At 39.6% G+C, this 14518-nt stretch carries 11 protein-coding genes and 1 pseudogene; 8 read left to right on the forward strand and 4 right to left on the reverse strand.

All coding sequences use genetic code 11. The features are described 5' to 3' along the window. The first annotated feature begins 312 nt into the window (after window positions 1-312). The gene (aroA, locus tag ACM0OP_RS04735) at window positions 313-1665 is read left to right on the forward strand and encodes a 3-phosphoshikimate 1-carboxyvinyltransferase (protein WP_414527236.1); all 1353 of its coding nucleotides are present in this window, start codon (window positions 313-315) and stop codon (window positions 1663-1665) included. Between the two features lie 436 nt (window positions 1666-2101). Here aroA and ACM0OP_RS04740 read toward each other — a convergent pair whose 3' ends face one another. Then, window positions 2102-2818 (reverse strand): cyclase family protein, encoded by a 717-nt coding sequence (locus ACM0OP_RS04740; protein WP_414527237.1) that lies wholly within the window; start codon window positions 2816-2818, stop codon window positions 2102-2104. A 204-nt stretch (window positions 2819-3022) separates the two neighbouring features. Here ACM0OP_RS04740 and trxA point away from each other — a divergent pair, with 204 nt between their 5' ends. The 5 genes and pseudogenes from trxA (at window position 3023) to ACM0OP_RS04765 (ending at window position 9940) form a co-directional block, all read left to right on the forward strand. Continuing rightward, on the forward strand, window positions 3023-3349 hold the full coding sequence (trxA, locus tag ACM0OP_RS04745) for a thioredoxin (protein WP_414527238.1): 327 nt from the start codon (window positions 3023-3025) through the stop codon (window positions 3347-3349). A 477-nt stretch (window positions 3350-3826) separates the two neighbouring features. Next, the gene (locus tag ACM0OP_RS04750) at window positions 3827-5047 is read left to right on the forward strand and encodes a glycosyltransferase (RefSeq protein ID WP_414527239.1); all 1221 of its coding nucleotides are present in this window, start codon (window positions 3827-3829) and stop codon (window positions 5045-5047) included. A gap of 102 nt (window positions 5048-5149) precedes the next feature. Next, window positions 5150-5947: pseudogene (locus ACM0OP_RS04755) on the forward strand (Rpn family recombination-promoting nuclease/putative transposase). Between the two features lie 346 nt (window positions 5948-6293). Beyond that, window positions 6294-7418 (forward strand): hypothetical protein, encoded by a 1125-nt coding sequence (locus tag ACM0OP_RS04760; protein WP_414527240.1) that lies wholly within the window; start codon window positions 6294-6296, stop codon window positions 7416-7418. A gap of 65 nt (window positions 7419-7483) precedes the next feature. After that, the gene (locus ACM0OP_RS04765; RefSeq protein ID WP_414527241.1) at window positions 7484-9940 is read left to right on the forward strand and encodes a hypothetical protein; all 2457 of its coding nucleotides are present in this window, start codon (window positions 7484-7486) and stop codon (window positions 9938-9940) included. 249 nt (window positions 9941-10189) lie between these two features. Here the strand turns inward: ACM0OP_RS04765 and ACM0OP_RS04770 are convergent, their stop codons facing one another. From ACM0OP_RS04770 to ACM0OP_RS04780, 3 genes are all read right to left on the reverse strand, one after another. Then, window positions 10190-11356 (reverse strand): pyridoxal phosphate-dependent aminotransferase, encoded by a 1167-nt coding sequence (locus ACM0OP_RS04770; RefSeq protein ID WP_414527242.1) that lies wholly within the window; start codon window positions 11354-11356, stop codon window positions 10190-10192. 79 nt (window positions 11357-11435) lie between these two features. Further along, complete coding sequence (locus ACM0OP_RS04775) at window positions 11436-12107, reverse strand: CAP domain-containing protein (protein ID WP_414527243.1); 672 nt, start codon at window positions 12105-12107, stop codon at window positions 11436-11438. A 398-nt stretch (window positions 12108-12505) separates the two neighbouring features. Then, entirely contained in the window at window positions 12506-13120 is a 615-nt protein-coding gene (locus ACM0OP_RS04780) for a hypothetical protein (RefSeq protein WP_414527244.1), read from the reverse strand. A 565-nt stretch (window positions 13121-13685) separates the two neighbouring features. Here ACM0OP_RS04780 and ACM0OP_RS04785 point away from each other — a divergent pair. Together ACM0OP_RS04785 and ACM0OP_RS04790 are read left to right on the forward strand one after the other, a co-directional pair. After that, entirely contained in the window at window positions 13686-14057 is a 372-nt protein-coding gene (locus ACM0OP_RS04785) for a transposase (protein WP_414527245.1), read from the forward strand. Next, a complete protein-coding gene (locus ACM0OP_RS04790) occupies window positions 14011-14508 on the forward strand; it encodes a transposase (protein ID WP_414527246.1) in 498 nt (165 codons plus the stop codon). Before ACM0OP_RS04785 ends, ACM0OP_RS04790 begins: the two co-directional genes overlap by 47 nt. Window positions 14509-14518 lie beyond the last annotated feature (10 nt).

The following is a 14518-nucleotide window of genomic DNA, read 5'->3' on the forward strand; positions in this document are numbered from 1 at the left end:
AAGCTATAGAACAAAATCAAATTAACACCAGTATCTTTAATAGTCAGCATCAGCCAATAAATAGTCAAACACCATTAATCTTAACTGAAAATGCTGATTTGGGAGGGAAAATAAATTAAAGTAAAAATGCCTAAAAAATAATAAATTTCAATATTTTTTTAAGTATCTGATGAATCGAAGTCATCCAGAAATACAAAACCCTCAGAGATTAGTGATATTTTGGCAAATTTTGGTGAACAAAAAGCGATAGGATACTAGTGAGGAAATTCTTAGTAATGAATTTCCGGTGTATCCAAAAGCCAGTGTAACCTGATGTCGGCTGCTGTTATAACTGTAGAAACGCAACAAGACTTTTCACATAAGTTAATGATCCAGCGACCCTCTGCTGGACTGTCTTTACATGGTTGTATTCGTGTCCCTGGTGATAAATCTATATCACATCGGGCTTTAATGTTAGGTGCGATCGCCCAAGGTGAAACTGAGATCCAAGGGCTGCTGTTAGGGGAAGATCCCCGCAGCACTGCTAGCTGTTTTCAAGCTATGGGGGCGCAAATTTCGGAACTGAACACCGAATTAGTCACGGTTCAGGGTATTGGTTTGGGACAATTGCAAGAACCTCTGGATGTATTGAATGCTGGTAACTCTGGCACTACCCTGAGATTGATGTTAGGGATTTTAGCATCCCAGCCAGGGCGCTTTTTTACGGTGACAGGAGATAGTTCCTTGCGATCGCGCCCCATGTCTCGTGTAGTTAAACCTTTGCAACAAATGGGCGCAGAAATTTGGGGACGTAAAGGTAATTCCTTAGCACCCTTAGCAATTCAAGGACAAGCCCTCAAACCAACTCATTATCATTCCCCCATCGCCTCTGCTCAAGTAAAATCCTGTATATTACTGGCAGGTTTATTTACAGAAGGGAAAACCACCGTCACAGAACCCGCCCTATCTCGTGACCACAGCGAACGGATGTTACGGGCTTTTGGTGCAGAACTCAGCATTGATCGAGAAACCCACAGCGTCACCATCATCGGAACCGCCCAACTACAAGGTCAAAAAGTGATTGTCCCTGGGGATATCAGTTCCGCAGCTTTTTGGTTAGTCGCTGGCGCAATTGTTCCCAATTCGGAATTGCTAGTGGAAAACGTCGGTGTTAACCCCACCCGTACCGGGATTTTAGAGGCTTTAGAACTCATGGGAGCCGATATTACCCTAGAAAATCAGCGTGAAGTAGCCGGGGAACCAGTAGCAGATATCAGAGTCCGTTCCAGTAGTTTAAAAAGCTGTACCATTGCCGGGGATATTATTCCCAGAATGATTGATGAGATTCCGATTTTAGCAGTAGCCGCAGTGTTTGCCACAGGGACAACTGTGATTCGGGATGCTGAGGAATTGCGAGTTAAAGAAAGCGATCGCATTACCGTGATGGCGCAGCAACTCAATAAAATGGGTGCAAAAGTCAGTGAATTACCCGACGGGATGGAAATTACTGGCGGTACTCCCTTAGTTGGTACAGATGTAGATAGTCATACAGATCATCGTATAGCCATGAGTCTGGCGATCGCATCCCTCGTTGCTACCGGAACCACCACCATTCACCGTGCAGAAGCAGCAGCTATATCCTACCCCGACTTCACCACCACACTGCACAAAGTCTTGAGTACCTGAGTAGTGGACTAACAAGATTAATATCTAAACTCCCCCGTGATTTATGCGGGGGATAGCGTTAATGGTAAATTTATAACTGATGCTGCTGGCCTTTAGAAAACCCTTGAGGAGAAGGTTATTTTTGAAATATGCTGAGTGTATCTACAGGACTTAAGTAATTGATTTTTCGATCTAGCAACCGCCCTGGGAAATGAGAACGACAACAGATAATTTTTCCTGTTTTTGTCAGCCAAAATCCCATAAATAAATTGAAATTGTATATTTGGGATACTTCCTAATCCAACAGCAACTCACAAAAACATAGTGATTTGGCAATTTGGCAGACATAGATTTTTAGTCAGTGATATCTTTATTATTGTGCAAGGGGTGTAGCAGAAGTAGTCTAGATTAATTTAATCTGGGCTACTCCTGCAATTTTATCTATAAAAACTTTTAACTACGGCGATAAAGCCAAAACCCCCACAGGACAACCAGAACCATCTCGCAACCGCAAAACACCAATAATTACAGTAATACCTTTAGCTGGTAAATAGTTTAAATTTGTGAGATTTTCCAAAACAATTCCTTGCTGTGCCAGTACCAAATAATTAATCTCAAAAGTCCCAAATTTTCCAGGATCTACACCATGTGTATCAATCCCTAAACCAGCAATTTTTCGTTCTGCTAACAGAAATTGAGTCACATTATAACTAAATCCAGGAAAATGCATAATTCCTGACTCATCTTGATTAAAAAATCTATCTTTATCTAACCATTTATCTTGCCAGCCAGTATAAAGTAGAACTAAACTACCAGCAGCAATTTTGCCATTTTTTTCCTCCCAAGCCAGAACATCAGTAACAGTTAAAGTGTAATCAGAATTTAGCCTTGCATCTGTGCAGATATCTATAACTACTCCCGGTAATACCAACGACTCAGCCGAGTATTGATCAATTCCCACACCATTCTCATGGAAACTCTTGGGTGCATTAATATGAGTAGCGCTGTGTTCACCTAAGCTGAAACGCCGCAGATAATAACCATCCTCTGGGATATGGGCGACGCTACTAAATTCCACTGGAGGATCACCAGGCCATTGGGGAATATTTGTATCTATAATCTGGCTAAGGTGTATAACTTGTGAGTAAGTTATGGTGTGTTGATTTTTATTCATGTAGGACTCCTATTTGCTTCGCTAGGGAGTGGGGAAATGCTGATATTTTTAGCCCATAGCCCAGACTAACCCCACTCTGAATATTTATGCTAAAAATCACAGCTTTTTTATCCAGAAACTGATAATTATTTCTTGAGGCGCAGAAAGGGGTATAGTTTTTATAGTTAGTTTTTTACTAAAATTTGAAATAGGAGAACTTAAATAATGTCTAGTGAAACAGTTCCTTATGTGCAAGAAAGTGAATTTGATGATGTTTTAACTCAAGAAAAAGTTGTGGTTGTTGATTTTACTGCTACTTGGTGTGGTCCCTGTCGTCTTATCAGTCCCTTGATGGATCAACTTGCGGAAGCATACAAAGGTAGAGTTAAAGTAGTAAAGATAGATGTTGATAATAATAAGCCCATTTTCAAGAAATTTGGTTTGCGTAGCATCCCGGCAGTTTTAATATTTCAAGATGGTAAATTAGCAGAAACTATTGTGGGAGTTTCTCCTTATGAACAGTTTACTGCTGCTGTGGATAAGTTGCTTTAACTGCTTTATGATTAGTGGTTAATAAATTGCTTGAGTGCCAATTAAAATTATCTTAGAAACTAATGATCAATTATCTATAAACAGGTTGTTATTATAGTAATTTAATTGGTTGAAAAATTCATAATTACATTCCCGATTTTTGCCACAGATCGGGAATTTTATTAGATAAAATCTAGATTTTTTATCCTCATAAAACTGCAAAAATCTATTATTCAGACATAATTAGTATGTTAAATATGGCAGTTGAATATGATAAATTTAATAATATTCCTGTTGCCAACATTCGGCAATTGAATAATTATCACAGGCAGTGCATAATGTTTGAGGTGTTGAAATTTATATGACTTACCTAAATTCAAAAGTGATATACATCACAGTAGTGATAAATTTATAAATGATCACCGAATGCCAATAGTGGCACATAATTAAATTCGGTTACATCAGCCCATTAACCTGAAATCATAGTTTTTCGGCGATATGAAACTAAGTCTCTGCATGATTGTCAAAAATGAAGCCGCTACACTACCTAAATGTTTAGACAGTGTGAAAGCTGTGGTAGATGAAATGATCATACTAGATACTGGTTCAAGCGATCGCACGCCTAATATTGCTCAAGAAATGGGTGCGAAAGTCTATCACTTTCAATGGTGTGATGATTTCAGCGCGGCGCGAAATGCAGCACTCAAATATGTGACTGGTGATTGGATTTTGGTATTAGATGCTGATGAAACTCTTACCCCAAATATAGTGCCACAAATCAGGGATGTAATGGAGAATGAAGAATATTTACTAGTTAATTTAGTGCGTCAAGAAGTAGGCGCGGAACAATCTCCTTATTCTTTGGTGTCTCGACTGTTTCGTAACCATCCCCAGATTCACTTTCAACGCCCTTATCATGCTTTGGTAGATGACAGTGTATCCGTAATTTTAAGGCAAGAACCCCATTGGCAAATTGGTTATTTACAAGGGGTGGGTATTTTACATAAAGGATATCAGAAAGCTGCGATCGCGGAAAATAATAAATATTTCAAAGCCCAAACCACAATGGAAGCATTTCTGGCTAATCATCCAGACGATCCTTATGTTTGCAGTAAGTTGGGGGCTTTGTATGTGCAAACTAGTAAACTTACCTCCGGGTTAAAGTTGTTAAAAAATGGTTTAGAGAAAGCGACATCTGTAAATCAGGGCGTAACGCCAGTAGAAAACTATGAAATTTTATATGAACTACATTACCATTTAGGCATTGCCTACAGTCATTTACAAGATACTGCACAAGCTATTGATCATTATCAAGCGGCGATTAAATTCCCTATTTACCCCATACTCAAATTAGGATCATATAATAATTTAGGAAATTTACTCAAAGCATCTGGTGATATTAATGGTGCTAAAATAGCTTATGAAACAGCTTTAAAAATTGACCCTAGTTTTGCTGTAGGGCATTATAACTTAGGCATGATCTTCAAGACTTTGGGTTTATTTACCGATGCGATCGCCTCTTATCAAAAAGCCATTAAATGTAATCCCAACTATGCCCAAGCTTATCAAAATCTGGGAGTAGTACAGCTAAAAGTTGGCAATGTTTCAGGTAGTTTAACAGCTTTTCAAAATGCCATCCTGCTTTACCAACAACAACAATCCCCAGAAGCTGAGAGATTGCGCCAAGGTTTACAGGAAATGGGATTGCTGAAATCCTGAATGCTGAAGATGTACCGGGAATTTTGGAGAAGTTTTGTGATATATATTTTTATACAAACTATTATCAACTCTAGTTAGTCCACACCTCAAGAGGATTACTTTGTGAGACGTGATGCTATTTTTTATAAACTGTTCCAGCGTTCCCCTAGCTTGCTATTTGAATTAATAAATCAGCCACCAACAGCAGCCAGAAATTATCGCTTTGAATCAGTTGAAGTTAAAGAACCAACATTTCGCATTGATGGGGTATTTTTACCACCACCAGATGTAACACCCCAAATTATCTTTTTTGCGGAGGTGCAATTCTAAAAAGATGAGTTATTGTACCATCGGTTTTTTTCAGAATCCCTGTTATATCTGTATCGAAACCCATCTGTTTATGATGATTGGTACGGTGTAATTATTTTCCAGTCTCGCAGTTTAGAACCAGAAAACAAAACTATTCACAGGTCACTACTGGATAGTTTACAAGTACAACGAATTTATTTAGATGAGTTAGGTGATTTTGATCAGCAACCTGTGGGTATTAGTTTGATGCAATTAACCATTGCGTCAGAGAGTCAAATGGTGGAACAGGCGAAACGCTTAATCGAACGGGTGCAACAAGAAGAACAGAGTTTTTTGCCTAAAGATGACATAATAGATGTAATAACAACAATCGCTGTTTATAAGTTTGCCAATTTAAGCCGTGAAGAGGTAGAGGCGATGTTAGGAGTCAATTTAAAAGAAACGAGAATTTATCAAGAAGCCAAAGCTGAGGGTCGAGAACAACTAAAGCTAGAACTTGTACCCCGGATGTTAGCGCGTGGTCTAACAATAGAGGAAGTTTCTCAGTTATTGAGTTTAACCCCCGAACAAGTGAGACTTGCAACAGGGCAAAATTCCGCAGAACAAATGTAGTAAATTTTTCATAACATTACTCGGCTCTAAAAGCTTTAACTTTTTGAGCTTTTTTCGCTGGTTTATCAAGTGGAAAATCGTTTTAAGGCTCTAGAATTTGCCTTAAAGTTAATTCTGTCAGCTACACCTGCTCAACAAGTTATCAATGTCGATGTTGATTAAAGTAGCGATCGCCTGTGCAAAAATCATACTATTTTTCACCGTCTATTTGTTTTATGGCAATCACGAAGATGGGTAAGTTCTTTAGCAACTACTTTCTCCCCGTTGGTGAGCTTATATACAGTATAATAGTTTGAATAAATCAAGATTTAGGTCAATTATTAGCGTATTAGGGAATGAATAAGTTGTGGAACTAAATAGTCAAAATATACACCCGACCTCATCTGATATACCTGAACTACCTCCAGCGTACTGGACAACTACCCGTAGTAAAATACTCTCCTGGCTGAATCAAAATAATAGCTCTCTGGCAAATTTGTATGAAGGTGCAGTTTGCTTAACTTTTGGAATCCCAATTCCTGGTAGATTAAGGTTTATCTCTCATGCTGTTCGTGAAATTCGGAATAGATTGCCTGATTCTATTCCTAAAATAAGTGAAAGACTTGAATATAAAGATGAAGTTGAAAAACTAGCAGATATTTGGGAGAGTAATGGCTTTGCTTTAAATGAAATACCTTCAGATATTAGTATTGATCTTCCAGTATTTAAGGAAATTCAGCAACTTATAAAAAAACATAAAGCTGTAAGAGAAAATAATAAGGAAAGAACGTTCCGATTTTTTGAATTATGTATTTCTGAAAATAAACTTGATCGAAATATATTAGAACCTATAGTTAATCACTACTGGGAAATAACAGAGTGGTTTATGGATCAGACACATGAAACAGATAAAAAAAATTATAACGGTAAACCTAAATTAGAACCTGATGACCTGGAAATTCGTCATCAATTTGAGCAATTTGAGTCATTTCTTTCTCCTCTTGCTCAAGAGTTCTACACGACTGTAGATAAACTTGATGAAATTTTAAAAGAAGATAATCCTAAGCAGATAGAAAAAGTTATAGGATTGCTTATTCACCCGCAGCATTGTACTTACTTTTTCAATCGTCTAGAAAATCCAGAGTGGATTGAGCCGTTAAAGGATAAAGGTTTTTTCCAAAATCCTCCGCAAATTATTGAGGATACTAGTCAAGAAACTTTCAGCTTCCCTATGTGGACTCAGTCTCGCTATCTAGTGCGAATGGCTCAACACAAGCCGAAAGAGGTTCTAGAAATTTCACTACAAATAAAAACCAACAATCCTTGTATTTATGAAGATTTTGTTGATGCTGCACTTCAGATGCCCTCACCAGAAGCAGTGCAATTAGTTCCTAAAGTTAAACTTTGGATAGAATCGCTATACTCATCATCTCTACTTCCAGAGAAAGTTGCTGCTCTTATCTACTTCCAGAGAAAGTTGCTGCTCTTATAGTGTATCTTGCTAAAGGAGGTCATACTAAAAAGGCACTAGAACTGGCTCGAATATTACTCGCTGTTATGCCAGATTCTAGTTTGAATAATGGGGAAAATGCTGATGACAGTTTTTACATTTTCTCGCCTAAACCACGAATACGCTTTGATAACTGGCACTATCAAGAAATCCTAAAAAAATATGTCACGGAATTAGTCACAATATTAGGTGAAAAGGCATGGATTATGCTGGTTTTTCTGCTTCATGATGCGGTTAAGTTCTCTAACCGTAATCCAGAAATTGAAGAACAGAAAAATAGTTCACCTATCTGGGAAGATGGCTCAATTTACTGGCGATATACTATTGAGGATAACGACAGAAACTATACTCTTTCTGATGTTAGACAAATTTTGCTAGAAGTAGTAAGGGATACAGCAAAACAGATATTAGAACAAGACCCAACAAAAATCCAAAACATTGTTCAGAAATTAGAGAAACAACGTTGGCGAATATTTCATCGCATTGCACTTTACCTGATTCGTGAATATAAAGATGCAGACCCCAACTTGCTAGTTGAAAAACTGGTTGATTCTCAGCGATTCAAAAATACTAGTTCTTATGAAGATTATGAATATACACAATTACTTCAAGAGAATTTTGCCCAACTTTCTATAGAGAAACAAGAGCAAATTTTAACTTGGATTGAAAATCCTGAGCTTGACTGGGACTGGCTAGAAGATCAAGCTGAAAAAGCTAAATGGGTAAGACGCTGGCAACAGGAAAAACTCACAATAATAAAAGATAGTCTTTCAACACATTGGACTGAATACTATAAAGATTTAGTTAAGGAATTTGGAAATATTGAACTTTCAGATATTGTTTCTGGAGGTGTAGATGAGGTTAGATTGGTAGGGGTTAATAGTCCCAAGACTGACTCAGAATTAGAATCTATGAGTATTGAGGAGCTAGTTAATTTTCTCAGAACATGGGAGCCAAATTCTAAAGATCCCTTTGAAGAACCATCACGCTCAGGATTAGGATCTGCTTTGGCAAGACTAGCTGAAAAAATTCCTGAACGTTATGCACAGGGAGCCGCTAAATTCAAAGGTCTACACGCAAGATATATATCGAATTTGCTTAGAGGTTTGTGCCAAGCTTTAAATAATCAATCAAGACAACAGCACGAAATAAAAGAGTTTGATTGGATACCTGTTCTAAGTCTTTGCAATTGGTTAGCAGAAAAGTCTGAGGAATTGAAAGAATGTCAGACAATTTATAACGAACCCAACAGCAATTGGCTCGAATCTTTCCGAACAGTGGTAGATTTGCTTGGAGTCGGACTGAGCGCTAATACAACAGCAATTCCGTTTGATTTTCGTAGTCAGGTTTGGAATATCCTCAGAGTTTTAACTCAACATCCAGATCCCACCCCAGAAAAAGAAATACAATACCATAGATCAAATAATACTTATAGTCAAATCGCAATTAATACCGTTCGAGGAGAAGCAATGCACACAGTTGTACGCTATGCCCTCTGGATTCGGCGCTACTTTGAGCAAATACCTGGGAGTGCAGAACAATTAGCGCGCGGTTTTGATGAAATGCCGGAAGTACGGGAGGTACTTGATGAGCATCTTAACCTAGATATAGAGCCATCTTTAGCAATCCGCTCTGTTTATGGTAAATGGTTTCCTTGGCTGGGTTTACTAGATCCGCTATGGGCAAATAAAAGTATAGGAAAAATATTTCCACAGGATGAGAATTGTAGGAATCAGCGACGTGCTGCTTGGGAAAGCTACATTAATTATTCTGGTGTTTATAACAATATATTTGATTTGCTATCTGAAGAATATCTCTATACAGTTGAACAACTTTCCGAAGCCTATATTGATGAACAAAAACTATTGACACACACTGATCAAAGTCTTGCCCGGCACTTAATTACTCTCTACTGGCGTGGGAAGCTGAATTTGGATGAGCCAGGAGGATTACTAACGCGGTTTTTTGAGTTAGCTTCTGATGCGTTGCGTGGCTATGCTCTTGAATTTGTGGGGCAAAGCCTTAAGAACACAGAAAATCAGATAGATCCAAAAATCCTTAATAGCCTCCAATTACTCTGGGAAAAGCGTCTGGAAACAGCGTGTAATTCTCATGAACCTAGTTCCTATGCTACTGAACTTGCTGCTTTTGGCTGGTGGTTCGGTTCAGCAAAATTTGAGGACTCTTGGGCGATCGCACAGATTAAACAAATTCTTGAGCTAGTTGGTAAAGTAGATCCTGACTTTTTGCTGCTGGAACGTCTAGCTGTACTTGCTGATACGATGCCAGAATTAGTCATCGAGTGTCTTGAATTGATGATTAAAAAAGACAAGTCTGGATGGGGTATCTACGGCTGGCGTAATGAAACTAAGACTATCCTGAGTAAAGCTATTCAAAGCAGCAGTTACCAAGCAAGAAAAACTGCTGAAAATATTATCCAAGATTTGGGCAAACGCGGACACTGGGAATATCGGAATTTACTTCCTGATTCTAGTAGTCAATAAACTGCAACAGGGCAAAATACTTCAGAACAAATGTAGCAAATTCGCTATAACCTGTAAATCTGGTTTTTGACCTCACCCCGCATTGACTTTCCTTAAAATCTAGCCCAGGCGATTAGAAATCGCGGCTATACAAACAAAGTCCGCCTGCGCGGACTAACAAAAAATCAATGTTTTTAACCCGCGTAGGCGGGTTTCGCCTGTGTAGCCGCGACTTCTAGTCGCCTGGTGTTCTTGATTAAATCCGCATTCCTAAACAAGCGAACTCACAAATTTCTCTAACCTATCCATCCCTTTGTCAATAGTCGCCATATCAGTGGCGTAAGACAAACGAATGTTTTGATCAGCACCAAAAGCAATTCCCGGAATCACTGCAACTTGGTGTGCTTCCAAGAGGGCGTTACAAAACTCTAGAGACTTCAGACCTGTTTTACTGATATCAGGAAACAGATAAAACGCGCCGTCTGGTTTAGCACAACTCAATCCCGGAATGGCGTTGAGTCGATCTAACATCACTTGTCGCCGTTTAGCGAAAGCCTGACGCATTGTTTCTACACAGTCTTGAGAACTTTCTAAAGCGGCGATCGCACCATATTGAGCAAAGGTACACACATTCGATGTACTATGTCCTTGAATAGTGCTAGCCGCTTTAATAATCTCCACTGGCCCGGCTAAGTAACCCAGTCGCCAACCAGTCATTGAGTAAGCTTTAGCAAACCCATTACTGATTAACGTCCGGTCAAAAATTTCCTTACCCAGAGAACCAATGCTGATATGTGTAGCACCATCGTAGAGAATCTTTTCGTAAATCTCATCAGAAACGACAAAGATATCTGCATCCACTACTACTTGCGCCAGGGCTTTAATTTCCGCCGGCGTGTATACCATCCCGGTGGGATTAGATGGAGAGTTGAGGATAAATAACTTGGTTTTGGGTGTAATTGCTTGACGCAGTTGCTCTGGAGTAATTTTATAATCCGTTGTTGCATCTGTGGTGACAATTACTGGTTTCCCACCCACTAAAGTTACCATTTCCGGGTAACTCAGCCAATAGGGAGCGGGGATAATTACCTCATCACCCGGATCAATGAGGGCTACCATCAAGTTATATAGAGAATGTTTACCGCCATTAGTGACAATGACATTCTCTGATTGATAATCAAGACCGTTATCAGTTTTCAGCTTATGGGCGATCGCTTCCCTTAACTTTGGTTCTCCAGCTGCTGGACCATACTTGGTTTTGCCTGATTCCAAAGCTGTCGCTGCTGCGGCTTTGATGTGCGTTGGAGTATCAAAATCTGGTTCTCCAGCGCTAAAACTACAAACGTCTATTCCTTCAGCCTTCATGGCCTTAGCTTTAGCTGCGATCGCTAAGGTTAAAGAAGGTGTTACCTGACTTACTCGTGCTGCCAGCTTCATGCTTAATTTATTTGGCAATTCTCTCACTTATCTAAGGATATCTCACAATCCCTGCCAAGACTTGTCTTTTTATAATTCCTCAGTCAGTTGAGAAGCCAAACATTTGTACGGCGTAAATCTGACCATTCGCCCCACTTACCACTCCATAACCAAATTTGGTGTATTTTTCCGTCAAGAGAGTGGCGCGGTGTCCATGACTATACATCCAACCCCGTTGAAACTTTTCCGCTTCTCTGTAAGTTAATCCCCAACCTTTGGTTTCACCCTGAACAATATTTTCACCAACTCCCTGAAGTGGGCGACTACTAACTGCAAGGTAGCGTTCGCGCGGACTTTTACCCTCCGGTGAAATATGATCAAAGTATTGCCGTTCCAACATATCCTGTGCATGGAGTTGTGCGGCGAGGGACAATTCCGGATCTTCTTGCAAAGGTGGTAAATTATTCAGAATGCGATCTCGATTTGCCAATTCTAGTGCAAAACTTCTTAACTCCGGTAGCGATCGCACATTTCCAGCATTCCATATTGTTGCTTTTGGCTTGCCTATTTTCCAGTCAGCCCCACCATTCCCATTGTAAAGACCCCCTCCCAAAATGCCATAAGGCGAGAGTTCAGTCCATAAATAGTTAATATCTAATGGATAACCCCGTAATGCCTGATTAATGAATTGGGTAGTCGGGCCAGATGCCAAAAGCACTGTAAACAACAGAATGTATTTCCACCAACTTTTGACGGGGCTTTTTATTTCCATAATTAGAACACCACTGAATTATTCCTGCATCTGCGTAATTTATACATTACGCAAAAATTAGACACTTGTTATATTTATTGCTATTCAACACCATAGCACATTTTTAACAATGCCTTTCAGTAGTTCCTACTATTCGGCTGTTGATCAAATAGTTATTAGTGAGTAGGTCAGCACAATTATTTCATCGTTACAATATTTGGATTTGGCGAAGTTTTACAATACTTTTTTATTCCCTACCCTTAAGGGTACTAATAGTCAGTATGAACAGAGATCAAAGTTCAGAGGGCGTTTGAAAAGTTTTGGGCATATATAATATGGCTACGCTTCGCGTTAGCGATACGCTACTACACAGGCGAAGTCCAGCGACCTGGACTTTTCAAACAACCTCTCAGAAGCCATTATCGATTAGAACCGCCAGTAGTCTCGTCTGGGGTAGAAGTACTACTATCAGACGGATCATTTTTCGTACTTGGCGTGACGGTATCAGGAGAAGTACCGCCTTCGTTTTCTGAAGTAGAAGTATTATTTGTTGGAGTAGTTGGGGTTTCTATCGGGTTAGGGCTTGGCTGACTTGGAGAAGGCGTTTGGGGTGGAATAGTAATATTAATATCCGGTTGGCGAGGTGCAGATGGGGGTGTAACTGGCTCTTGTGGAACAGGTACAAATACAGGTACTTCCTTCGTTCTTTCGATGATCGTCGTTTGTGGTTCAGGAGATGGAGTAGCTGTGGGACTGCTGTCAGTCGGGACAGGAACCAAAACCGGCACAGTATTCTCTTGAACCTCTACCTTATTGCTTTGGTTGAAGTACCAAACTCCACCTACAATCACACTTAGCAGGGAAGTAACAATAATACCTAACAGCAAACCACGAGTAGCATTGTTCTCGTCACGTGCGGCTAAATTGTTTTCAGTGGTTCTTGTCCGGCGGGTGTGAGTATTACCATTAATATCAGTGTAAGATTCTTGCTTGACTTCACTATTTACGCTTTCGTGTTCATTGGGAATAGACATAACTGTTAACTTCACTCCTGAATCCAATATTGAAAAACTAACGCTTTGTCAGAGGATGTTTAAAATAGTCCTCTGGTCGGTAGAAAAACCTGCTCAATTCCCTTAAAAAAGCACTTTGATTCCAGCCCCCACCCTGTATAAGAAGGCTATGGGGATTAAGAAGTGCTTAAATTCACAGCCTAAAACATACCACAATAACAAGATTCTTTGATCAAAAAATGTATGTTGCTGAGAAATATTCAGTTTGATTTACTACCTACTTGCTGGTGATCCTTACAATAACCTTTGTAATCAGACAAGTGGCTCTATCTCTAGAGAGTTACTATTTCATCTAAAGAAAGAGGTATTGAATTGAGAGGGAGTATTATTGTCTACCTTCCCCATTGGTAATTCTTACTATAAGACAATTACTCAAAAATAAATGTATAAAATTATTAGCTAAATTCTAAATTATGTAAAATATTTAACGATGTAGCACTACGCATACACGTTAGAACATGAACCTATCCCACTAATACCAGAAATATGATAATCTGCTGTTGATAACAGAAGAGTTTGTCACAGTATGACTGGTCGATTTGTTCGCGAAGCGTTCCGCAGGAAAGGATTAAGCGACTTGGAATGGAAGTTGTTTGAAGATATATTCCCGAAGGAACCAGAAAAACGCGACCGAGGAATGCCTCATGCGCCATATCGTTATATACTCAACACCTTGATGTATATATTGATAACAGGATGCCGTTGGTGCGATACTCCAAAAGGAGAAATCTGGGCATCCAAAAGTTCCGCACACAGGTGGTTAAAGCGTTGGGGAAGTGATGGAACGTTAGAAAATTTACAAGCCAGAATATTGGGGATAGCAGAAGAAAGAGGATTAATAGACTGGAGTTATGGCGCGGTTGACGGGTCTTTTTCCCCCTGGCAAAGGTGGCGGTGAGGATGTTGCGTATGGTCATAAAGGTAAAGGGATTTTGATACATACCTTAACTGACGGTAATGGTATGCCATTAGCGAACCGCACCACAGCAGCCAATGGGAGTGAACGAGAACAGGTTATACCGCTTCTTGACAGTATCAAAGTCAAGACCAATAAATCAGGTAGACCCCGCAAACGAGTCAAAGTGCTGGCTGCTGACAAAGGCTACGATTCAAGGGAAAAACGTGCAGTTTTGCGCCAACGTGGTATCAGGCCACAATTCCCCAAGCGAGTTCGGAAGACCAAGAAAAATCGGGGTAGACCAATTAAAATTTCCGTGCCACGTTTTCAACAAGAGCGTTGTTTCGCATGGTTTCAACGAAAATATCGCAGACTCGTTGTTAGGTGGGAAAGAATTTCTGCCTGCTTTACAGCGTTTCCGGCTGTTATGAGGTACAGTAGCAGCAATTAGCAAACCAGTT

The organism is Nodularia chucula CCY0103 (genome assembly GCF_963923915.1).
GTDB lineage: Bacteria > Cyanobacteriota > Cyanobacteriia > Cyanobacteriales > Nostocaceae > Nodularia > Nodularia chucula.